The sequence below is a fragment of the Prevotella melaninogenica genome (assembly GCF_018127925.1).
Lineage (GTDB): Bacteria > Bacteroidota > Bacteroidia > Bacteroidales > Bacteroidaceae > Prevotella > Prevotella melaninogenica_C.
In genome coordinates, this window is record NZ_CP072347.1 from 291,553 (window position 1) to 316,244 (window position 24,692).

The window sequence follows — 24,692 nt, forward strand, 5'->3', positions numbered from 1 at the left end:
TGAGTTTCCTTTTGACTTATTTACCATCGATTCTTACGTTCTGCTCCCAAGTTGGAACAGCTACACACTTACCGGTGTTGCCGTGGTCTGTTGCATCCTTGAAGGTATCGCCCTGACCCTCGTTGAGCTTCCAGTAAGCCTCCAAGCCGGTGCTCTTAGCGTCACAAGCATACATATTGTTAGCAATCTGAGCCTGTGTACGAGCCACGGTCCAGAAGCGTAACTCGCTCACCTTCACGTCTGCCTTCAGGTAATCAGTGTTACCGAAGTTGAAGCGGTTGCTGAGGTTAGTAGCCTTACCAGGGAGGTCCATAGAGTTGTCAAGTGCACCATTTACATAGAGGTAGAGTTTTGTACCTGTGCAAACGCATGCGAGGTGATACCACTGGTTAGCGTTAAAGAGCTGCTTACTGTTCATCTGTGTTCCCTGAGTCTTAATCTGCAGACGGTTACCCTCGATAGGAGCATCACCGAAGCGAGTATAAATCTCACCACCATCGTTACCCCATGCACCGAAGAGTGTCTGGTTGTTAAGTTCGCCAAGTCCCTTACCAAGCTTGCTCATGTTCACGTTCATCTCGACAGTCCACTGTGAAAGGTCATAGGTCTGACGCATTGCGAAGTGGATGTTATGTGTAGCGTTAATGATTGGCACAGCCTGATAAACAACCTGATCGAGGATGTAAACCATTGAACTACCAGAGTTCAGGACGTCATACTTGCCATCTTTACTCTTCAGACGGAGGGCAACAGCATACTTCTGACCGCTGTCCTTCAGTGCCTGTGTCAATGGGTTAATCGTCAGTGTCACATCAGAAGAAACCGACTTACCCTTCTCAATCTTCACCTCGTTAGAAGAGAGTGAGTAGAGACTTGCAGGCAGTGGCTTGTAAGAAGTCTCGTTACGCTGGTTGTATTCAGCGAGTGCCGTTGTATCACTTACCACCTCGAAGGTGTAGTCCTGTGTAGCAAGGTCAGAGAGACGCACGTTCACAGAAGAAGTGACAGCCGACGTACCGATAGTAATATTCTGACTTGAGTTACCATTAGTATTGGTTTGTGCGATATACGCCTGATTAGAAAGAGGCGAATATTCAGCATTCTCACAAGAAGCCAGCATTGTCAGAGAAGCCATAGCCACGGCTCCGATGAAAAGCTTAGAAATATTGTATTTCATAATTTGAATGTCTTGATTATTGGATTGATGGATTCATAATCTGGATAGCCTTGCGCAAGAAAGGATAGTTGCCTGTCTGTCCAGATACTGTATACTCGTACTCCATGTGATAGGTTCCTACACCACCCTTACGATAGGTTACGCCATTGTAAACAGGGTTCCAGTAAGCCATACCTAAGAGAGAAGGGAGGGTCTGACCATTGTCTAAACGGAAACTTACACCACCCTTACCAGCATAGTTCTCAAAGTTTTCGCAGACGATAAGCTTCTTTGCTACCTGTTCAGCTGTAAGATGCTGCTTGAAATGGTCTGCCTGAGTAGCAAATCGACCGTTTAGGTCACTGTTACCAGAAGAGCTATAAGCCTGAAGGATGAAGTAATTGAAGTATTCGCCATACTGAGCAGCCATAGCGTCAGGCTCACCATCGATAACGAACATCTTATCAGTACCAGACTTAGGACCGATGCGCTTACCCATAGTCTTTACGAATGCCTCCATCACCTTAGCGTTCTGCCAAAGCTCCTTATCGGTCTGGAAAGGCTGAGCATATGAAGGTTCAGCATCGAGGTCGAAACCATCATAACCATACTTAGCGATAGTGTCGCAGATAGCATTTGCATACTTCTCAGTAGCTGCAATCTGTGAAGCCTCATCGTTGCCCCATCCCCAGAACTTATGACGCCACTCTTTCCATGTGAGGTTTTTGTCTGTGTTTGTTGGAGTAATCTGGTCACCAATGTCAAATACAAGGCAGCTGATAAGCACCTTTGTACCCTTTGTCTTCTGAACAAAGCGGAGATCCTTGAGCATAGCCTCTGTTGGATTCTTCCAGTTTCCCCAAAGAGAAACGAAGTCAGTACTGTCAGGAAGACCCGCCAAAGAGTTCTCATGGGTAACACCAGTACCCGTCCAGTTACCGAACCAACCGAAAGCTACAGAGTGGTCAGTCTTCTTATAGTCGCGAAGTTGAGCATAGTAAGCCTCAGACTTATTTGTGTGAGTAAGGTCAGCTCCGTCCTTTGCCTCTGTCTCAGTCCAGTCGCTGCAGGCAGTGAAAGCCGTTGCAGCGCAGGCTGAAAGCAAGAATATCTTTATTAAATTCTTCATTTTTTATCGAATGTTTATTGTATGATAGATATCGTTTAACGCTGCCACCACATCTTGGTTGCATAGTCGTCATTACCCTTTAACAGCTGTACAGCCTTAATATAGTTTGCCTTGTTATTGGTAGCCTCATCAATATCAAATGGGATACGGTTAGCAACCTGGATGCTATAGTCTGTTGACTGTGCCAGAGGGAACACCTTTGGATAGCCTGTACGACGGATTTCGCTCCAGCCTTCCTGTCCGTTAGGGAACATTGCAATCCACTTCTGAGTAATCAGACGCTCCATCTTCTGCTCATCAGTAGCTGAGTCGTCCCACTTAATAGTGATATTGCTGACCGCACTAACATCTCCACCGTACTCGCTGATTGGGTCAACATAATTCTTCTCGGTTGATGTGTTATCAGCCAAGTAGGCTGTTGCAGAACCTGCACCCCACTGCTCGAAGGAGAGTTTCACACCTTCCTCATAGAGGTCCTTAGCGCTTCCGCCCATGTTACTCCAACCTGCCAACGCACCTTCTGCACGACAGAAAGCCATCTCAGAAGCAGTGAGCCATACGCCCTTGCTGTCTATCTTGATGTTTGCAGCTGAGTAAGCCTTACCTGCTGTGGTCTTATTACCAATCTTTGCAGCGGCACGACAGCCGATTACTGAACGAATACCGCCCTCTACTGGGGTAAAGAACTTCGTCAGACGTGGGTCGTTGTAACCTGTGAGGAAGCTCTCAAGGTCGGCACAAGCACGGCTATCACCCCACTCTACAGATGTCTTATACTGTCCGTTTGGTGTATAAGCAATAGCGCAGTTGTCTTCATTGCTTGTGATGACACCGTCCTGTACTGCCTGTTCGCCCAACTGCTTTGCCAATGTTGGCTCAACATAACGGATGCGGATAGCAATACGGAGCTTCAAAGAGTTCGCATACTTCAACCATTTAGCCATCTTACCCTGATAAACCTTGTCTAACTCTTCTGCAATAGTAACATTAGGGTTAGAAGCAACCAATGGTTTGATAACGTCTGTTGCCTTGTTGAGGTCAGCGATAATGCTCTTGTAAACATCCTCTTGAGAAGAGTAAGCATTACCATCTGTTGCATCAGCACCGATAGGAAGTGGTCCGTACATATCTGAAAGACGCATGAATGACTGTGCACGGAGAATCAATGCCCAAGCATAAACTGGTCCTTCGCCCTTTGTCACGTTGTCAATTGCCTTGAAAGCAGACACCGTCTTTGTCATAGAATCCTTAAACGGATAGCGTACCCAACCATTAGGAGCATTGAGACGAGCAAAGTTCTTCTCAGCAAAACCATTGTTAGCATAGGTCATGTAACGGCCCAAGTAGTTACCAATAAGGTCTTCATTCATCTGGTAAGCATTCTCCTGCTCTGGGAAAGCCTCGTTCTCCATCTGTACGAGGAAAGAAGAGGTTTGATAGTTGTCGCGTGACAGGTCTTCGAGAGAAGCACCTGTACCTGGACGGTTTGCCTCCTGAAAACCATCTGTACAAGATGGCATTGAGATTAACACCGCACTTGCGAATGTGCAGGCAGTGATGGCTTTATATATATTAATCTTTTTCATTTATATTTCGATTAAATGAGTGGAATTAGTTTTAGAATTTCAGCTTCACGTTGAAACCAAGTGTACGAAGGCTTGGCTGCATGAGGTAGTCGAAGCCCTGATAGTAGGTACCTGTTGATGCTGTTGCCTCTGGATCGAATGGTGCCTTGTTGTAAAGCATGAGGAGGTTGTTAGCTGTCAAACCGAGTGTCAGCTCCATACCGCCCAACATTCGACGTGGGAAGGTGTAAGCGAGGTGTGCTTCTTGGATACGTGCGTTGGTTGCACTGTAGATATACTCTGACCAGATTGGGTTCTCACCACCTACTACAGCATAGTATTTCTCAGCTGATACCAAACCATTGTTTACTGCGATACCGCCCTTGTCGCGTGCATCAGCAGATGCCTTTGATACACCGTAAGCATCCATCAACGCCTGTGTCTGTGACATTACGATACCACCGAAACGTGCAGTTACAACGAAACCGAAGTTAAGACCCTTCCAAGAGAAGTCGTTAGAGAAACCGATGTTACCCTTTGGAAGTACTGAACCACGATAAGATGGGTTGGTAAGGTTCACCTGTGATACGTTACCATCCTTGATAGCAATATTGCCTTCTGCGTCGCGCTTGAAGTCGCTGGTCATATAGAGGTCGCCCATCGTACCACCCTTCTTAAGGATGATGTTAGCACCATTCAAACCACCTTGGTTGATAACCTCGTTAGGATCGTTGAGCAACTCAACAATCTTGTTGCGGTTAGCACTGTAAGTGAAGCTGCTGCTCCATGCGAAATCGCCCCAACTGTGGTTGTAACCCAATGAAAGCTCAATACCACGGTTTCTTACGTTACCAGTCTGTACATACTCAGAAGAGAATCCCTGACTACCTGTGATAGGACGAAGGAAGGTCTGGTTGCGGGTGTTAGACTGATAAACTGTAACATCCAAAGTAAGTGCATTATTGAAGAAACGAGATGTCAAACCTGCCTCCCAAGAGTTCGTACGCTCTGGACGGAAGTTTGATGGGAACTTATAAGTTACGGTGCTATAAGTACCTGACGCTGGGTTATACTGATAACGCCATGGTGAGGTGATGTTTGGAGAGATAGCTGAACCTACTGATGCCCATGAACCACGCACCTTCATGTAGCTAATCCATGATGGAAGTGTAGCCATCTGAGAGATAACTGCTGACATACCCACTGATGGATAGAAGAAGGATACATTGTCGGTACCGTCCAAAGCTGAGTCCCAATCGTTACGACCTGTTACAGTCATAAACAGCATACTGCGCCAGCCCAACTCTACGTTAGCGAAGAGTGAGTTAATCTTGTGTGCATGGTCTGTGAAGATTGGACGGTTGTCAGCGGTTGCTGAACCGTAATCGATCGCGTTTGGAGTAAACAAGTTAGATGGTGCCTTCAAACCACCTTGGAAACCTGTTACGTTATACTTGTTACGTGTGAACGAACCACCGAGGTTGGCTGATACTGAGAAGTCGTTCAATGTCTTGTTGATATTGAACATCAAGTCGCCATAGAGTGAACGGTCATTCACCTTGTCATAACCATAGAAACCATACTTTGAGTGAGCAAAGAGGTTGGTTGTTGAAGCGTAACGCTTGTCTTCCTGCTTTGTTCCTGCATCGTCCCAACGCAAACGACCCACAACGTCCATCCAGTCGAAGATCTTATACTTAAGACTTGCACTGATCATGTAACGGCTGCGGTTGTTTGAACGAACCATGCGGTTGGCTACCCAGTATGGGTTCTGCATACTCAACGCATCACCGAAGTTCCAGTTCTGAACATTGATACCTCTTGTCACATCGTAAAGCTCGTATGTACGAACAGCGTCGAAGCTCTCACCACGTGGGAAGAGATAAACAGCGGTCAATGGGTTGAAGTACTGACCCTGAGCTGTCAAGTTCTTATCATGCTCCTTGATGTAATTGAAGTTGAAGTCGAAGGTCATCTTGTCGTGCAAGAACGTTGTTGTATTGCGGAATGCAAAGTTATAACGGTCGTAGCTGTTATTAGGAATGATACCCTTTGCATTCGTTGTACCTACTGAGATATAGGTCTGGTTCTTGTCTGTACCTGCAGTCAGAGCTACGTTGTTCTGAACGTTCGTACCTGTATTGAAGAAGTTCTTTGGCTCATAGTTACCATAGACTGATGGAGTCTTTGCGCCCCATGACTTCACTTCGCCAGCACGGTTTACGTAAGAGTTCTGGAACTCTGGCATGATGAATGGATTAGCAAACTGTGTACTGTTACTTACAGTCACACTTACCTTACCCTCCTTACCCTTCTTCGTGGTAATCATGATGACACCCTGTGCAGCAGCTGAACCATAGAGGGCAGCAGCAGCAGGACCACTGAGGACGCTGATTGACTCGATATCCTCTGGGTTTATATCGGCAATACCTTCTGAACCTGGCTGTGAACTGAACGCACCACCTGAAATCTCACCCTGACTGGTGTTGTTGATTGGCACACCGTCGATTACATACAAAGCCTGATTACTACGGGTAATAGACTTAGGACCACGCATCACAACGCGGGCTGCACCACCCATACCAGCAGAAGAAGCATTGATGTTCACACCGGCTACCTTACCAGAGAGGGAATTCATAAAGTTAGGGTTCTTAACCGTTGTAAGGTTCTCGCCGCCTACCTTCTGAACGTTATAGCTCAACGCCTTCTCTGAACGCTTGATACCCAAAGCGGTTACCACAACTTCCTCAATCTGATGAGCCTCTGGCTTCAATGTGATACTCAATGGAGTATCACCTGCAATCTTCACCTCCTGAGTGTTCATACCGATATAGCTGACAATAAGCGTAGCACCCTTATGGGTCATAATCTCAAACTTACCATCGAGGTCGGTTGTCGTACCCTGCTGCGAATCCTTTACGCGGATAGTAGCACCAATAACTGGGTCGCCAGCATTGTCTACGATAGTTCCGGTAACCTTCACGTCACCACTTGATTGCTGTGTTCCCAATACCTTTGCGGTATTTGCCTTAGTTGCAGCAATGACTACGTTCTTACCAAAGTTGTCAGCCGAAGTGACATGACTGCTGGCAAAAGCGGTCAAAGAGCAGCAAGATAGGAAAACACTTACTGGTAGAATCTTTCCTTTTCTCATTAGTTATTTTATATTTGATAATAATCTTGTTCTGACTTAGGTCTGCACAAAAACAGATGTGGGGCAGCCTTATATATATAATAGGTGTGTCCTGTATGAAATGTAGGTCTCTATATTAAAAATGTAGTTCCCTATATTAAATAGGTGTTCAAAAGTTATCCATGCTTTCTCACATTCCCATCCGTTTTTTTGTAGGTTCTTAATACAAAGATAACATATTACACGCAAACAATACTTATCATATATCAAGTATTTAACAAAAATAAACACAAAAAAGATTACTTTTCACAAACGCTTTCGTCTATTAAGAACAAAGAAATAAGGTTTTTCCTAAAATGGATTGATAAAATAAAACTCTTATATATAAGGCACACAGAGTCACGGAGAGGACGGAGCTAAAGCCAATATTACAGAGGTGCCGACGGCACAAAGAGCAACGGAGATGCAGCGTACAGATTCCTAATAAGTTTTAAGTTAAATGCTCTGTGCATAATAACTCTAACAAAGTTTGCTAACAAGCTCCGTCACTCTATGCACCGACGGTGCCTCCGTAACTTCCATTGCTTTGTTTTAATAATCCTCCGTCCTCTCCGTGCCTCCGTATGACATTACATCAAACTCTAAACACAAGTGGCAAACCTTATCACTCCAACATCCTGAAGCCCCATCCTTTTCATTTTAAGACATCGAAAATCTACAGATAAGGGTTAAAAAAAACATTACATTATCCCAAAGAAAACATCAATAAATAACGGCAAAAAACATAGTAAAAGCAGGTTTGTAACCACAAGGAAATCAAATAGTTATAAAGTAGTAAAGTAAAAGGTGCTTAATAGGACTTCAAAAGGGCGTTAGTAAGCGCCTTAAAGGGCACCTTTTGCAAGCCAAAAAGCCGTTAATTCGCACGCTATTTATGCCCGACTAACTTGCTGATTGTGAAAATCTTTGACAGACAGAATGAGATAAGAAGACAGAATGACATAGAGACATATACTTCAATGACATATTTTAGAACGAAGACAGAATCGACAAGACTACGAATGACGAGAATTGCACGAAGACAGAATGACATAGAGACATATACTTCAATGACATATTTTTGCACGAAGACAGAATCGACAAGACTACGAATTACGCGAATGACACGAATCATTATCGCAAACATTATTCGAGAAATTCGTGCAATTCGTAGTGCATATCATAAAGTTCAATGTTCAAAGGTAAAAAGGTACATATCATAAAGTTCAAAGCTCAATGTTCAAAGGTAAAAGTATAAGGATTCGTAGTTTTTATAGATGAACCCTTAACTTTTAATGCGGCTCACCTATCTTATTCCTTCGAATCAGATTAGTGGTCATTTCGTTAGTTTTATTTAATGAAAAAATTTTTGGTATTGAACATATACTGCACTTTAGGATTTTACCTTTGCAGCAACCTCACGAAACAGTCTTCTCCCCAGTAGGCTGTTTCTATGGGGGACGATGCGAATGCCACCCGACGACTTCTCCTACTGACCTACACTGCGTCACGAATATATAAAGGTGGTAGATGATTAAAAAACCATTATTCTATAACAAAAAACACTAAGAACAATGATGAAGAAAGTTAACATAGTAATGAAGGCTAACCACCTCTGGACTCAAGAGGAGGAAGACCGACTGACGGCAAGGATTGTTGATAACTTCTGTGACCTAATCAATAGAAGCGAGAAGGAAGGATTGTATTGGACTGGCTTGAAGTGTGACCTCATCGACTTGGCTCACATGGTTTGGGAGACAGGGCGACTGATGGATAAATGCGGTCGTCCAATGGACTTCCAAACCATCGTACATCATATCTGTAGGGTGCTTCATGTACGCGAACCGTGTAACCCCTCATCGGTCATCTCATCAGTCCGTGCCCGAAAGAATGTTAGGGTCGGTCCGCTCCGCGAACGCTACTTGCAACTGATCAGTAAGGCAAATATACAAGACCCGATGAGGTTGGAGATAAGGAGGAAATAAAAAGCCCCACCCCTTCCCTCCCCGAAGGGGGAGGGGGAAAAGCCCCAACAACCCCAACTGGCCCCACCCCCCTACCCCTCCCCCATAGGGAGGGGAGTAATCAGCGAGATACCCCTATTAGTTAGGGAGAACTTTTAGTCATTCTTTAGCAAATTGTTGCCAGCACTCCCCCTCTCCTTTCGGAGAGGGGGCTGGGGGGTGAGGCTTTTGTGTGGGTTAGCCTTTTACATGCCCTGTCCTCTTCAGTACGCCCCATGTCTGCAGCTCACCCTTTATCGCCTTGAGGTAACTCTTAAAGAGGACGTAATACATTATCCAGCGATAGAAGAAACGTTGAGGGATAACCCACAGAAGAACCCACAGACGCTCGCCCTCGAAGATATAAGCCATAATAGACACACTGGCATCAATCATAAGGAAGATGAGGTAATAGAAGAATATCTGAAGGGCATTACCCGTAAAGAGTCCGATGAGCATTAGTACGTCGGCCAATGGTGAGAAGGTTGGGATGATATACTGGAAGATAAGCATATTAGGCATAGCCCATAGACCAAAACCTTTCTTAGAAGGTGCAAAGAGTGAGGAACGATGCTTCCAGAAGGCTTGCATCACACCAAAGCACCAACGGATACGTTGCTTCACAAACTGACGGAGTGTCTCTGGCGCTTCGGTAAGTGCCACAGCATAGTTCTCGTTCTCGATGATATATCCATGCTCGTTGATACTCATCGTCAGGTCGCAGTCTTCTGCTAAGGTATCAGTTGTAAAGCCTCCCACGGCTTCAATCACCTCCTTGCGGAAAGCGCCAATAGCTCCAGGCACAACGGTGATAGCATTGATATTAGAGTAAGCCATACGGTCAAAGTTCTGACTGCTCGTATATTCAATAGCCTGCCAGTAGGTAAGCATATTCCGCTGATTACCCACCTTCACGTTACCAGCCACCGCACCGACACGCTTCTCTGTGTCAGCGATGAAGTGTTTCATCAATCTACTTACCGCATCATTCTTCAACTGGGTGTCGGCATCAATACAAACGACATACTCTGAACGGCAGGCAGCAATACCATAGTTGAGGGCTGAAGCCTTTCCACCATTCTTCTTAGCAAGCACCGTAACCGTATCATCATTGTCGAATGCCTCATGTACACGTTCGAGTGTATGGTCCTTACTACCATCATCAACGAAGTAGATATGCAGGTTAGGATAGTCCTGTTGCTTAAGCGTAGTGATGGTACGCACGATGTTTACTTCCTCGTTATAACCCGGTACGATGATAGAGACTGTTGGTGCTGTGGCAGCATCAATAGGAGCATAATGACGTCGGTTCTCCGCCCGCTTCTCTCTTATCATCAACACATACATAAATATCAGGCGCATCACTCCCAAGGCAAGGAAGACAAGGAAAAGAGCTGTGAGGAAGTCTGAGACATGATAGATCATCTCTGCTAACCAAAGGTTGGTCTGCATCGCATAGTATGCCTTACCTTTATTAATCTCAGGCATCAGCGTTTGCTTGTCCATACCTAAGTATTGTTCGAGGGAGATGAACTGATAACCCTCATGCTGCAAGGTCTCTATGATACGAGGGAGCGCATCAAGGGTAGGCTTTCGAGAACTACCACCCGCATCATGCAACAAGATGATATGTCCGTCTTCATGGTGTACACCATCGATGACACGCTGATAAATCTGGTCGGCTGTAACGTTAGGCTGCCAGTCGTTAGGGTCGATAGCCTCTCCCACAAAGAGGTAATTCCTACGACTTGCCACAATCATTGGCCATATCTCTTCATGTTCCGTTGGGTCGGCATCAGCATTATAAGGCGCACGAAAGAGGATAGTACTATGTCCTGTCACACTCTCTATCAACATTCTTGTCAACTTCAACTCTGCATAAGAGCGGCGGTCGGAGTTCTCAATCATGTTATGGTGGGTGAAGGTGTGGTTGCCAATGGTGTGTCCATCCTCATATACTTGCTTTACCAATGGCAGATTCTTCTCCATCTGCAGTCCCACCATGAAGAACGCTGCAGGGACATTATACTTCTTCAGCGTACTTAATACGGTAGGAGTCCAACGGCTGTCTGGTCCGTCATCGAAGGTAATAACAAGCTGCTTGTCCTTACATTTACCTAATCGTTGGATGGTATAAGTAGAAGGCAGGGCACGATAATACTCTTCCGAGATAAGGCGATTGTCCTTATCTATCCTTATCGAGATGTCTCCAGGATGAGGTTCTGTTGTCACTTCGAGCACTTCACCAGAGCCAACAAAGTTGACATCATCGGTTCCGTTGAGTTGCATCAGCTTTGCAACAGACATCCTTGCCACATTCTCCCATGACATATCTTTGCCATAGAAACGCCAGATACGCTTGTCTTCAGTTCCCAAACGCCATAAGCCATAGCCTGCAAGATGATACTCTGCACCAAAACGCATGATGTTAAAAGTGGTCGCAGCATCGGTGAAGAACACATGATGAACCTTTCCATCGTCGGTGTTCTGATAAGAGAAGTTCACGTTATAGGTGTCATCATCGAACTTTACCTTTGCATCTGCATCTTGTGCAATAGCCATTGTCTGGTCGAATGACACGGTCGTACCGCCTTCTCCGTTTGCCCAATCATATCCATAGGTAGCCATACCGAGGACAATCTTATCATTCGGAACATTCTTTGCAGCCCAGTCGGTAGCCTTTTCTACCCAACGTTGTGAGCTAACAGCTCCCGGTTGGCTTCCCATACTATGCTCATCATAAGCCATGAGGAAGAGATAGTCGTTATACTTCGCCAGTTCCTGCATGTTATAATCCTCATTGAAAGGGGCTACGGCTTGTGTTACATAAAGCCCATTCGCATGGAAAACACGTGAGAAGTCTTTGAGCAATTCGACAAGAAGGTCGTTGTCTTGAATATTAAGTTCCTCTAAGTCGAGGTTGATTCCTGCAAATCCATAGCGCCGACACGTCCCAACTATCTCGTTGATGAGTACCATACGCTTCTTCTCGTCACGCATGATACGTCCTATCGCCTCTGGATGGAAGTCGGAGTTGTAGTTATTGGTGAGCATAGGAAGAACCGGAATACCTGTTCGACGCATCAACCGCAGTGCTTGCTTATCAATCCGATACTCCACCTTGTCGGTCTTAGGATTGATAAAAAACCACTCTGGCAGAACCATATTCAAATGTTTGATATTGTTCTTCAGGGAGATATAAGCATGCTTATCCCAGTTTACATACCATGCCGAACGCACACCGATTCGTGGGTCGTCCCACTCACGAAAGTATTTCTGTGTCAGACTATCTGCCTTTCCAATAAATCGTTGTTTCTTAATCGTAGCCTTCGCATAGTTATTGTGCATCTTCTTCTCCTTGAAGAAGTCGCGGAACGACTTATAAAGCTTTGCCGTCTTGTTATCCTTCGTATAAGGTGATGACGCTGTTACTGCATTTCGATAATCGTGACGGAAAGGCATCTGAGGACTTCCTTCCAAGGCAAACATTGCCAAGAAAACGATTCCTAACAATGAGAGAATCGTAAGAACGACGCGTAAGGTCCACTTAAAATAACTCCAGCGCTGACGGGAGTCTGTCTGAAAAACTTGCTTGCTCATTGTTTCTTTTCTATTAAATGAAAGCAATAATTATTATCTATAGACATTCTTCTATAGATGATTTCTGTATCTCTAATTCTTTTTTCGGGTATTGTCCCACTATCTTGTTCCTTAGATATAAACGTGGGAAGTGATTTGTTACTTCCTATCATAATAAGCGGATGACTTCTTTCACCTATAAGAATATAAAGGTTCTACGCATAAAGTGACAATCCGTCGATTGTATCTAAGAACAAAAAATGTTATCCTTCTCGATCTTACTTCCTGTGTTTTAAGCCGTTTTTGTTTCCTACATAAATCCAAGGAATGCTCTGTAGTACTGTTCTTCAAAACGATTATGCTCCGCTTCGCAGCCTGCAAGCTCTCTCCAACCTGTCATAACAAAGTCCTAATACCTTTCAGGAAGATGGAAAGGGCAAAAGGATTTGCCTATTACAAGTGCAAAAGTACAATATTTCTTATAAAGACAAACATAATTATATGAAAATAATAAGCCGCTCCCATTAAATGCGTAGACAGGTTAATAGAATGAGAATAATCCGCATACATGGTATGCTTTCATCCAATAAGATTGTTTTATAAAGACTCAACACCCAACAACCATCACCCAACACCGGTATAATTACCTCCAATTAGATGGTTTTACAAAACGGGATAAACTATATGATAAATGTAATTAGGTGCGATGTCTGTCTTTCTTCTACAAACAATTTATTCCCTATTAGCCTAATTAGGCTATTTGGTTCAATTGGGCTAATTAGGCTAATAACTTATTATTCTGTCATAATTTTTCACATCATAATTTTGAATACATGCTCTTTTGGCTTCGAAAAGACTCCTAATTGGCTTGCAAAAGGTACCCTTTAAGCCCCTTACTAACGCCCTTTTGATGTCCAATTAAGCACCTTTTACTTTACCACTTTATAACTAATTGATTTCCTTATGGTTACAAACCTACTTTTTGTATGTGTTTTTGCCGTTATTTATAGATGTCTTGCTTGAAATTATATAATGATTTTTCAAGCCCCTGCCTATAGATTTTCGAAGTCTTAAAATGAAAAGGGGTTCAATGTCATAGGATGATAAAAGAGTAAATAGTTGACTGTCTTGACTATGTTTTTATTTAGTGACTAACTTTGCTTCTTCCATTAAATCAATACGGAAAGCGTCCACACATTTAACGGAAGAACCAACAATCAGCTTCCACTAACAAAGCCCCCTCGCATTTGCTTGCCTACCGCTCCGCCCTACTCTATTCACGAAAACAATAGGATTCTTGCGGTATTCAAGCACATTCCGTTAAGAAAACATACCCTCAAAAGGTCAACTTTACACTAATCATCGCCTTTGATATATATCAAGAAACAACCGATAGAATGATATTTTTCATCGTTTAATTTTGATAATCTGAATATTATCCATACCTTTGCATTGTAATTCAAGAGAAACATATCTGGTTACAAGGTTTTAGACTTTACAGGTATTCAAGATTGCTCAGGATTATTATTGAAAAAGAAGATTTGTTTAGGTTAGTAATAGATTTAGGTTTTTAGTTATATTTTAGGTAAAGATTGTAGAAATATTATCGTCGTGAGACGGTGGTTATTCGGAGATAACGGAAGAGCAATTGCTCTGCCGTTTCTTTTTATATATACCCCAACTATAATTCAGAATTCATAATTCACAATTTATAATTATGATTACTACTGTTAGCTGTGGTTTATTGCCACAATTAACTCGTAAACTCGTAAACTTGTCAACTCGTCAACTCCAAATTATGATTACCGATGTTAGCTGTGGTTTATTGCTACAATTAACTCGTCAACCTGTCAACTCGTCAACTACCCATATCATAAAGTTCAATGTTCAAACCTCAAAGTGGCTCAGTAGAAAAAAGGTGGGGAAATTTTCTTAATTAATATATTTTTCTTTCCTTTGTATCATGGAAGAAAAATATCTATATCATTTAGCCGAATTCGTTTTACCCAGTGATGTATTACATTATTTCTCTATTGTTAAGATAGAGTCTGATACTTCATTGTTACGTATTTATCTTGATGAGAAGATGGAGAAAGAACTTTCCGATGATCTTCATTTTGAATCAAAAGGCTTTATGGAAGCTGTCGAGGTGACGGACTTTCCGATTCGTGACCATAAGGTTATTTTGGTTCTTCGTCGACGTCGCTGGATAGATATTCGTACAGGTAAGAGTTTCTCTCTTCCCTTGCAGATAGATATTACAGCCTCCGGCACTCGTTATTCCAAAGAGTTCGGAGCTTTTTTAAAAGAAACGTATGGAGACATCCCCAGTGACCTGCCGTACGCTTGAGGAATTCTATCATATCAATGGACGTAGTTTTGAGAAACAATACAAGGAAACATTAAGCGGTTACAGGTCCTGGGATCAGTTGTCTCATGCTCAGAAGTGGCTTCTCTTTGAGGATAATATTGGTAAGAACATAGCAATAGACGAGACATCCTTGTCCAATGGTGAACTCTATACGATTATCACTAATAGGGACAAACACGGCAAGCAAGGATGTCTTGTAGCCATTGTTGCTGGAACCAAATCCTTGGATGTCTGCAAGGTATTGGATAAGATAGATGAGAAGAAACGGGAAGCTGTAGAAGAGGTCACCTTGGACTTGTCCGATAGTATGCGTAAGATTGTAAGGCATTGTTTTCCAAAAGCTAAACGAGTGATTGATCGCTTTCATATACAGAAACTTGCAAGTGATGCCGTGCAACAGATGAGAATAGAGTATCGCTGGGCAGCTTTACAGCAAGCAAATGACGAGAAAGAGAATGCGAAGTTAGAAAAGATAGCGTATCAACCACTGACTTTTGAAAATGGAGATACACGTAGTGAACTGCTGGTAAGAAGTAGGTACCTGTTGTTCAAATCATCAGAGAAATGGACTGATGAACAGAAGCTAAGAGCCAAAATACTGTTCAGAGAATATCCTGACATTAAAAAGGCTTACGGTTTATCACATTCGCTAAGAATGATTTTTGCTAAGAATACTATCAAAGATGCAGCCAGACTATCATTGGCAAAATGGTATAATAACGTCGCAGAAGCTGGCTTTCATTCCTTTAATGTCATTGCTGCAACTTTCTACGAACATTACGAAGACATACTTAACTTTTATATTAACAGATCTACAAACGCTGCTGCGGAATCCTTCAATGCAAAAATAAAACTATTTAGGGCTAACTTAAGAGGAGTTGTAGATAAAAGTTTCTTTCTTTTTAGACTTGCCAAACTATATGCCTTTCCCCACTAAATATCTACTGCCCCCTCAAAGTTCAAAGGTAAAAGTTCGGAAAACAAAAAAAGGAATACTCTCCCGAGTATTCCTTTTGTGATTCCGACAGGATTCAAACCTGTAACCTCTTGATCCGTAGTCAAGTGCTCTATTCAGTTGAGCTACGGAACCATTATTATGGTCGCAACAGATAATAACTAAGTTGTCATTTCTGAATTGCGAGTGCAAAGGTATTGCTTTTTATTCGTTCCACCAAATGTTTAGCAATCTTTTTTATTATTTTTTTTCGTCTTCATCTTGTAAAGTGGGGAGCGAGATGTGATAACCCACTGCAATAAAACGAATTAAACAGATTGCAAGGAATGTCACAATAACTGTTATCGGAAGTGGTATTCCGAGCGAGAAGAGTGCCCAATAGATGAGTCCGCCACCCACACTTGCCACGGCGTAGATCTCTTTGTGGAAGATTACGGGGATATTGTTCAGCAATACGTCACGGATAACACCACCTGCCACACCAGTGATACAACCCATGATGATGGCTACCCAGAAGGGGTGTCCTAATGCGATTGTCTTCTGAATACCCGCAATAGTAAAGAGTGCCAAGCCGAGTGTATCGAAGACGAACCACGCATTGCTAAGGCGTTGAATCCACCTACGCGACAAGATGACGAGGAAGAGCGCCAGACCTGTACAAAGAACGTACATGATGTTTGCCATCCAGAACGGGCGCACGCCTAACATAGTGTCACGAAGCGTACCGCCACCAATAGCGACGGCAAAGCCACAGACATAACCTCCGAACCAGTCGAAGTGTTTCTGTGCGGCATGGCGGATGCCCGATATGGCAAACGCAAACGTTCCGAGAAACTCCAGTATCACCTGAAGTGTACGGACAAGATGTGGATCAGTGTAGATCATATTTGAATTAAAAAGGAAGCCCCACCCCGACCCTCCCCGAAGGGGGAGGGAGGCAAACAGGATAAGGTTCACTATACATTCTTCGTAAGTATTAAGTATATCTCCTCATTGTTGTGCAATAAAGAAATCTAATTTACATATTATAATTACTTAACCCCTCCATGTAAGCTATGCTCATTAGCTGCATAAACTTAGAGTACTACCCATAACTATCTGCACTCCCCTCCTTTCGGAGGGGCTGGGGGAGGCTTTCTCCCTCCCCCTTCGGGGAGGGTCGGGGTGGGGCTTTACACCACGTTCTGTGGTTCCCCTGCTATAAACTTCTTAATATTCTCAACGCAGATAGCCATTAGGCGCTCACGTGCCTCACGTGTTGCCCACGCAATATGTGGAGTGATGAAGGCATTAGGCTGACGGAATAGCGGATTGTCTGCACGAGGTGGCTCCTCAGTCATTACGTCGGCACAATAAGCACCGAGCTGACCACTCTCAAGGGCATCGGCAACAGCCTGATCGTCGACAAGTCCGCCACGTCCGGTATTGATAAGGATGGCACCACGACGTACCTTCTTCAGTGTCTCGGCATTGATCATACCAGCGTTCTCCGCTGTCAAAGGACAGTGCAAGGTGATGACGTCAGACGTACTGAGCAAGCCTTCAAGGGTTGTCTTACGGATACATTCTGGTAGGTCGCTACTGTTCTTGCTGGTGCAAGCTGAGATATCCATACCCAGAGCATGTGCAATCATTGCCACCTTCTGACCGATGTTGCCCAAGCCAACGATACCGAGTGTCTTACCAGCGAGTTCCATGAGTGGTGTGTCCCAGTAGCAGAAGTCCTGCTGCTTGCTCCACTCGCCACGGCGTACAGCCTCAGCATAATGGTCGACATGTGTGGTAGCGTTCAAGAGAAGGGCGAAGACATGCTGTGCAACGCTATCCGTACTATATGCAGGGATGTTGCATACGACGACGCCCCGCTCGCGTGCAGCCTCAACATCAATATTGTTATATCCTGTTGCTAACTCACCGATATACTTCAATTGTGGCAGTTGGTCGAGTACTTCACGGGTGATATTAATCTTATTGATAAGAATACCGTCCGCATCCTTAGCTCGCTCAATAACTTGTTCCTGACTTGTGCGCTCATAGATAACGCACTCTGCTATTTCCTTTATCGGTTCCCATGAAAGGTCACCTGGGTTGACTGCATGGCAGTCGAGAATTACTATTTTCATGTTTGTTGGGTGTTAGAACCTCTCCCCCAACCCCTCCCCAAAAGGGAGGGGAGTGCCTAACGGGGTACAGTTTGGTTGGGTTTGAGGCACAATTTGATTGGGTTTAGGGTACAATTTAGTGAGCTTTCGCTACATATTATTACTATCATAAGGGGAGACATAGGGAGATAACACTCCGTTAGGTGCTCCCCTCCTTTGGAGGGGTTGGGGGAGGTACCAACTCATCCGGCATATACTGCTGCTCGACATAATGTCCGGGGTAATCGTGTGGATACTTATATCCATCGCTATAACCGAGGTCCTTCATTAGTTTTGTCGGTGCATTGCGAAGATGGAGAGGAACTGGGAGGTTACCTGTCTGGCGCACCAACTCTATCGCTTCGTTGATGGCTTTATACGCGGAGTTATCCTTCTTCGAACGAGCTAAATAGACTACCGCCTCTGCTAATGGGATTCTACCTTCGGGCCAACCGATCTTCGTCACAGCGTCAAAGGCTGCATTCGCCAGCAATAGGGCGTTAGGATTGGCAAGTCCGATATCTTCTGCCGCACTGATAACGACACGACGCGCAATAAACTTCGGGTCTTCCCCAGCCTCTATCATACGTGCCATCCAGTAGAGTGCCGCATCTGGGTCGGAGCCACGAATCGACTTGATGAATGCCGAGATAATATCGTAATGCATCTCCCCATCCTTGTCATACGCCAACGGATTCTCTTGCAGTCGTTCCTCCACCATCTTATCCGTAATCACGACATCGTTGCCCGATTCGGCTGAGATAATCAAGTCGAGGATATTCAGTAGCTTACGCGCATCGCCCCCACTGTAACGCAGGAGCGCCCCCGTCTCACGCAGTTCGATATTACGCTTCTTCAGTTCCACATCCTCCGTAATGGCTCGATGCAACAGCTTCAGCAAATCGTCTTTCTCCAACGACTTCAGCGTATAGAGTTGACAACGAGAGAGCAACGGACGAATCACTTCGAACGATGGGTTCTCTGTTGTCGCACCAATAAGCGTCACCGTTCCTTTCTCTACCGCACCCAAGAGCGAATCTTGCTGCGACTTTGAGAAACGATGAATCTCATCGATAAAGAGAATTGGTGAGACCGAATTGAAGAAACGACCACTCTGTGCCCTTTCGATGACATCGCGCACATCCTTCACACCACTCGTCACGGCAGAAAGCGTATAGAACGGTGTTTCCAGACGATTAGCGATAATCTGTGCCAACGTAGTCTTGCCCACGCCCGGTGGTCCCCAAAGGATAAACGACGCAATGCGCCCCGAGTCAATCATACGTCGGAGCACAGCCCCCTCACCAACGAGGTGTTCCTGTCCGATATAATCGTCGAGCGTGCGTGGTCGCAATCGTTCTGCCAATGGTTCCATATCTCTTCCTCTTTTATTATTGTTACAAAAGTACTGAATTTATCTCATAATAACAAAGAATGAAAGAAAGTTCTTCTGAATTATGGAGCGATAAAATAAGCCTACTACATGATAATTAACATTACAAAAATACAAGCCATAAGTTTGTATTTTGATAACACTACTGCTTTAATATCTTTCTTAACCCCAAATCTCTAAGTTTGCAAGATGAATTACAAACTTAGAGATTTGGGGTTAACTTTATAGATAAATTTATTAAAGAGAAAAGCAGGTTAATGAATCTGCAATTCTTAGTACAGAAGAAAAGGAATCTGTATCTTATGTACACATAAACCAAATGACTTTTTACGACATAAGATAGGAATTCTGATGACCAAATATCTTGAAGATTATCTGCTTCTAAAGCTAAAAACACACAGGAGATATGCAACTGCTTTCTTCTGTAAACTTAAAGCCACTGGGTAATAACCATTATCCGATAAGGCATTAGCACTGCTATCAGCGAAAACAAATAAACGTCTACACGAAATACCCCTTCCCTATCATTTATCAATTAGAAACACAAAAAATGAAACATCCCAAATCAAAGTTGTTTATTGCGGTCGCATGTTTAGTCCTTCCACTTTTGTTTGCTTCATGTTCAAAAGATGAAGAAAGCGTAAACGACCACATACCCTTTGTTCCTATCGAACAAAATGATTTCACAGCTGATATCCTGCAACCTAATATTAATTATTCAATTCCTATCCAAGGAGACGACGCTAATCAATATTTCTTTAAGGCTGTAGGTACCTACGAGGGTACGCTAACCGTTTATGACCCTAAGACCAAACAGGTAATTCCTTCTAATTTTGATAATCATGTAAGTGCCAAGTTCGAATTATACTTACATCAGTTTTACTTGACTCCTGTTCCCCATCCTTTTACATTATATGCCTTAAAGAAGGATCAATATGCTTATGACATACTATATAAAATTATTGCTGTCCGGTAAAAATAAACTGAAAGCTCTGTATCTCTTTATCCATCGGTGTTACAGCCGTTTTACTTATCCATGGGCTTGGTTTTCAGTTTTAAACTGTAAGCATTATAAAATGTGCTTATTTTGACAAGGAAAGCCCTATAATAACCAAATAAATTAATGAAATCATAAGTTTAAGTCTATTTTATCTAACACAGATAACCAAAAAAAGTTTTATCGGACACCAATATACTCGAACTTGACGTAGCCCGCTACGTCTGCATTGCAAAGACGGACAAGATGCCGATAAGAAAATAAAAGATGTTAGGAAACAATACAATAGTAATAAGAACGATACGTATTGTGGTATAATGACCGATTAGGGTTTAAAATAAGGTGTATAGTCATATCTTCTTTTGTTAAATTATTTCATAACCTAAAAATCAAAAGGGCGTTAATTCCATTCGAATTAACGCCCTTTTGGCTTGCTAAAGATGCCCTTTAAGAACCTTAATAACGCCCTTTAAGAACCTTAGTAAGCACCTTCAAAACCGCAACTTTACAAATAACTGATAACAAGATACTTACAAAGGTAACAAAAAAGCTGATTCTCGACTCTATTCCTCACCTTTTCCTGACCCGAAATGTAAAATAAATTCGAACTTTGAACATTGAACTTTGAACATTGAACTTTATGATATGTACCTTTTACCTTTGCACATTGAGGTTTGCAAGGATTCGCGCAATTCGCGCAATTTGTAGTTCATATCATAAAGTTCAAAGTTCAAACATCAAAGTTCAAAGAATACTATGGATTCGCGCAATTCGCGTAATTCGTAGTCATTAATGGTACATATCATAAAGTTCAAACCTCAAAGTTCAATGTTCAAAGGACAAAGGACTAAAGTCCTTTGTTGCGTATTGGGTCATCATACTGCACTTGGAGCTGGAGGAGTTGTTTCTTAAGGTTCTTTGTAAGCTTCTCCGTACCAGGTTTACCATAGATATTATGCATTTGGTCAGGGTCTTTCTTTAGGTCGTAGAGTTCCCAAGCATTGATATCATTGTAGAAGTGCATGAGCGAATAACGCTTCGTACGAATACCATAGTGACGGCAAACAGAGTGCTCGGCAGGGTATTCGTAGTAGTGATAGTAGAGCGACTGACGCCAGTTGGCAGGCTTCTTACCCTCAAGGAGTGGGAGGAAAGAACGGCCCTGAATGTCAGAAGGCACCTTTGCACCAGCTACATCGAGGAAGGTTGGGGCATAGTCGATGTTCTGTACCATCTCTTTGACAACCCCATGCTTACCGCCCGGATAGTAAACCAACAATGGTGTGCGGAATGACTCTTCATACATGAAACGCTTGTCGAACCATCCATGTTCGCCCATGTAGAAACCTTGATCAGAGGTATAGACAATCATCGTGTTGTCAAGAAGACCGTGCTGGCGCAGATACTCGATGACACGACCGACGTTGCGATCAACAGAGTGAATCACACGCATATAGTCGTGCATATAACGTTGATACTTCCATTCAGCGAGTGCCTTACCAGAGAGTTTGTCTTCCTTAAACTTCTTGATGATTGGGTCATAGTAGCTATCCCACTGCGCCCGCTGCGAAGGTGTCATACGTTTGTAGTTGCCACGTCCCCACTGCTCAAGCCCTGTAGTGGTGTGAATCTCGTTCTCCTTATCTGCCATCTTATTGTCATAGACGAGGTCCATGTCCTTTATGATACTCATCTCCTGCTTCTGTGCAGCCAAACGACCAGCATAATCATCATAGAAAGTCTTTGGCAACGGATAGGTCACGTCGTCATAGAGGCGGAGGTCGCAGGTATCAGGATTCCACACACGGTGAGGCGCCTTGTTGTGCATCAACAGACAGAAAGGCTTGTTCTTGTCGCGTTTGTTCTCCATCCAGTCAATCGCCATGTCGGCAATGATGTTCGTCACATAGCCCGGACGGCGTATCTTCTTACCATTGCTAAGGAAGTCAGGGTTATAGTAGTCGCCCTGTCCGATAAGGATATCCCAATAGTTGAAGCCTGTTGGCAGTGAAGTGAGGTGCCACTTACCAATCATAGCCGTTTGATAGCCCTGCTTCTGGAGCAACTTAGGGAAGGTCTGCTGACCACCATCAAAGGTCTTAGAGTTGTCTGTGAAGCCATTGGCATGGCTATGCTTACCGGTCAGCATACAAGCACGTGACGGACCGCTGAGGGAGTTGGCAACGAAGCTCTCTTGGAACTTCACACCATTGTCAGCCAGCCAGTCGATGTTAGGTGTACTGATAAAACGCTTGTCGTAAGCGCTGATTGTCTGATACGAATGGTCATCGCTCATGATGAAGACGATGTTCATCGGTTTCTTCTGCGCTTGGGCAGGAACGACTGCACCCATTGCAATCGCTCCTGTCAAGCCGTATAATACTTTCTTTTGCATATATAATAAATTGGTTTATCGCAATTATTTATCCCATCCAGGGTTCTGCTTCCACAGATTGTTGGTCAGTGTGAGCATACGAGTTTCGAACGGAAGGAGGTAATCACGCTTTGGATTAAACTTCCAACCGGTCTCATACCCTGATGGATTCACTGGCAATACGTAACGTTGTGCGTCGCCAGGCTTGCCAGAGAGGTAGAGATTATTGCCTTTTGGCTTGTCATAAACGAGGCTTGTGCCATACTTTGCATGATGTTCGAGGTTGCTACCCACGAATAAAACACCGTGTGCACGCTTGCCGACGATAAGCTCATCGGCTGCTGCCCAACGGAAGATATCGTCCAAACGACGACCCTCACAAGCCTGCTCAATACGACGTTCACGGCGAACAGCCTGCAAGTACTTGTTGAGATTGCGGAAAGGATAGTCAGCCTCGGTGTTATACTCTCTGTCGAAGTCGACTGCTGGCATACCAACTCGGTCGCGCAAAGGCTTCAGAACAGCTATAATCTGACTTGCGTTAGCAGCACCATCGAGCTCTGCCAAAGCCTCAGCATAGTTTAAGAGAATGTCAGCATAGCGATACTGAATGGCTGGTGTGCTGCCTTTTCCTTCCTGATCAAGGCTTCCCTTATAGTCAATCTGTACGTGCTTGAGCATTGAATAGCCTGTTTCATTCTTGTTATAGCCCGACCCATTGAGTGGTGGAACAACGTAACCGCCTTGGTCTGGACGCAGAATCTGACCCGGCATGCACACCGTCTGGCACAGACGTGGGTCGCGAATGGTTGGCTTTAGCTCATCGCCAAAGGTTGCCTTTGCGGTCAACACGGCTGGTCCGACAAAGGGTTTGCCGTCGATGGTGAGGTAGTCGTCAACCAATGATGCCGTAACACCGCTACTACCACCACCCTGATTGAGGTATCGGTCAACGCTGTTACCAACGTTCACGCCGTCATATCGCTTAAACCATAACACCTCTGGGTTGGCACTAAGGTCCTCTGTCTGGAAGATAACGCGGTAGTCATTCAATGGATTACCTGTCGTATAGATTCTCCATACACCTCTGTCTACAACGTCCTTACAAGCCTCAACGCACTGATCTAAGTAAGACTTAATCTTCGCATCGGTAACTGTTGGGTCGAAGAAAGCATCGTTCTTTGCCTTATGATACTTCTCCCATGTAGCCTCATAGAGTGCCACCTCGCTCTTGAAAGCACGTGCCACATCCTTATGAACACGCATCGAAGCACTGCTGTTCTGGGTGTTAAGGTTGGCAATAGCCTTATCGAGATCGGCAAGAATACTATCAGCAATAACGGTTCGTTCCTGTTGTGGCTGCTGCATCTCGCTTTCCTCTGGTTTAAGAGGGCGATTCACCCAAGCGATTTTACCATAGTTCTTGAACAACTGGAAGTAGAACCAAGCACGGAAATAATAGGCTTCGCCCACGCATTGTTTGTAGGCAGCAGAGTTCTTATCCTTGAAATTGAGGTTATTCAAGAAGAAGTTGACGTTACGAATATTATAGTAATGACCGAGTTTGCCCGCATTAGCGAGGGTCAAACCGCCATTTAATCGTGTATTAACAGAGCCACTTGCCATGTTATCGCTGTTCATATCGATACCAGCAATACCACCACTACCCCATGAGTTAAAGTCTTGTCCCTTCACACCTGTCTGATAGAACTGGTCGAGATAGCTGTTCATCTCACCCAAGGAAGTGAAAGGGTTGACCGTTGAAAGCACTCCTTCTGGAGACTTGTCCAAGTCGAAGCAACTTGTAAGTGTTGTTGCACTCAAGAGTGCTAAACAATATATTTAAGTTTCATAGTT

General features: G+C 43.9%; 14 protein-coding genes and 1 tRNA gene. 4 read left to right on the forward strand and 11 right to left on the reverse strand.

Features of this window, described 5'->3' with window-relative positions:
- Positions 1-16 precede the first annotated feature (16 nt).
- Genes J4861_RS01175 through J4861_RS01190 form a run of 4 tightly spaced genes read right to left on the reverse strand, consistent with a single transcriptional unit; the run spans position 17 to position 7,004 of the window.
- A complete protein-coding gene (locus J4861_RS01175; RefSeq protein ID WP_211816381.1) occupies positions 17-1,177 on the reverse strand; it encodes a BT_3987 domain-containing protein in 1,161 nt (386 codons plus the stop codon).
- Between the two features lie 16 nt (positions 1,178-1,193).
- Positions 1,194-2,285, reverse strand: coding sequence for a glycoside hydrolase family 18 (locus J4861_RS01180; protein ID WP_211816382.1), 1,092 nt, complete (start codon positions 2,283-2,285; stop codon positions 1,194-1,196).
- Between the two features lie 35 nt (positions 2,286-2,320).
- Entirely contained in the window at positions 2,321-3,871 is a 1,551-nt protein-coding gene (locus tag J4861_RS01185; protein WP_211816383.1) for a RagB/SusD family nutrient uptake outer membrane protein, read from the reverse strand.
- Between the two features lie 31 nt (positions 3,872-3,902).
- Positions 3,903-7,004, reverse strand: a complete 3,102-nt coding sequence (locus J4861_RS01190; protein ID WP_211816384.1) for a SusC/RagA family TonB-linked outer membrane protein — start codon at positions 7,002-7,004, stop codon at positions 3,903-3,905.
- A 1,592-nt stretch (positions 7,005-8,596) separates the two neighbouring features.
- Here J4861_RS01190 and J4861_RS01195 point away from each other — a divergent pair.
- The gene (locus tag J4861_RS01195) at positions 8,597-9,007 is read left to right on the forward strand and encodes a hypothetical protein (RefSeq protein WP_211816385.1); all 411 of its coding nucleotides are present in this window, start codon (positions 8,597-8,599) and stop codon (positions 9,005-9,007) included.
- Positions 9,008-9,223: 216 nt separating this feature from the next.
- Here the strand turns inward: J4861_RS01195 and J4861_RS01200 are convergent, their stop codons facing one another.
- Complete coding sequence (locus tag J4861_RS01200; RefSeq protein ID WP_211816386.1) at positions 9,224-12,625, reverse strand: trifunctional glycoside hydrolase family 18/polysaccharide deacetylase/glycosyltransferase family 2 protein; 3,402 nt, start codon at positions 12,623-12,625, stop codon at positions 9,224-9,226.
- A 1,942-nt stretch (positions 12,626-14,567) separates the two neighbouring features.
- Here J4861_RS01200 and J4861_RS01205 point away from each other — a divergent pair.
- On the forward strand, positions 14,568-14,954 hold the full coding sequence (locus tag J4861_RS01205) for an ISAon1 family transposase N-terminal region protein (protein ID WP_211816387.1): 387 nt from the start codon (positions 14,568-14,570) through the stop codon (positions 14,952-14,954).
- Entirely contained in the window at positions 14,920-15,912 is a 993-nt protein-coding gene (locus J4861_RS01210; protein WP_211816388.1) for an ISAon1 family transposase, read from the forward strand. The genes J4861_RS01205 and J4861_RS01210 overlap by 35 nt, the downstream gene beginning before the upstream one ends.
- 79 nt (positions 15,913-15,991) lie before the next feature.
- On the opposite strand, the gene J4861_RS01215 is transcribed toward J4861_RS01210, so the two are convergent.
- The 4 genes from J4861_RS01215 to J4861_RS01230 form a co-directional block, all read right to left on the reverse strand.
- A tRNA-Arg gene (locus J4861_RS01215) sits at positions 15,992-16,065 on the reverse strand.
- Positions 16,066-16,170: 105 nt separating this feature from the next.
- Entirely contained in the window at positions 16,171-16,815 is a 645-nt protein-coding gene (locus J4861_RS01220; RefSeq protein ID WP_211816389.1) for a trimeric intracellular cation channel family protein, read from the reverse strand.
- A 287-nt stretch (positions 16,816-17,102) separates the two neighbouring features.
- Positions 17,103-18,053, reverse strand: coding sequence for a D-2-hydroxyacid dehydrogenase (locus J4861_RS01225; protein ID WP_211816390.1), 951 nt, complete (start codon positions 18,051-18,053; stop codon positions 17,103-17,105).
- A gap of 178 nt (positions 18,054-18,231) precedes the next feature.
- Entirely contained in the window at positions 18,232-19,446 is a 1,215-nt protein-coding gene (locus tag J4861_RS01230) for a replication-associated recombination protein A (RefSeq protein WP_211816391.1), read from the reverse strand.
- A 568-nt stretch (positions 19,447-20,014) separates the two neighbouring features.
- Between J4861_RS01230 and J4861_RS01235 the strand changes: the two genes are divergently transcribed.
- Complete coding sequence (locus J4861_RS01235; RefSeq protein WP_249110766.1) at positions 20,015-20,440, forward strand: hypothetical protein; 426 nt, start codon at positions 20,015-20,017, stop codon at positions 20,438-20,440.
- Positions 20,441-21,308: 868 nt separating this feature from the next.
- On the opposite strand, the gene J4861_RS01240 is transcribed toward J4861_RS01235, so the two are convergent.
- Both J4861_RS01240 and J4861_RS01245 read right to left on the reverse strand, forming a co-directional pair.
- A complete protein-coding gene (locus tag J4861_RS01240; RefSeq protein ID WP_211816392.1) occupies positions 21,309-22,856 on the reverse strand; it encodes a sulfatase family protein in 1,548 nt (515 codons plus the stop codon).
- Positions 22,857-22,880: 24 nt separating this feature from the next.
- Positions 22,881-24,659, reverse strand: a complete 1,779-nt coding sequence (locus J4861_RS01245) for a RagB/SusD family nutrient uptake outer membrane protein (RefSeq protein ID WP_249110767.1) — start codon at positions 24,657-24,659, stop codon at positions 22,881-22,883.
- Positions 24,660-24,692 lie beyond the last annotated feature (33 nt).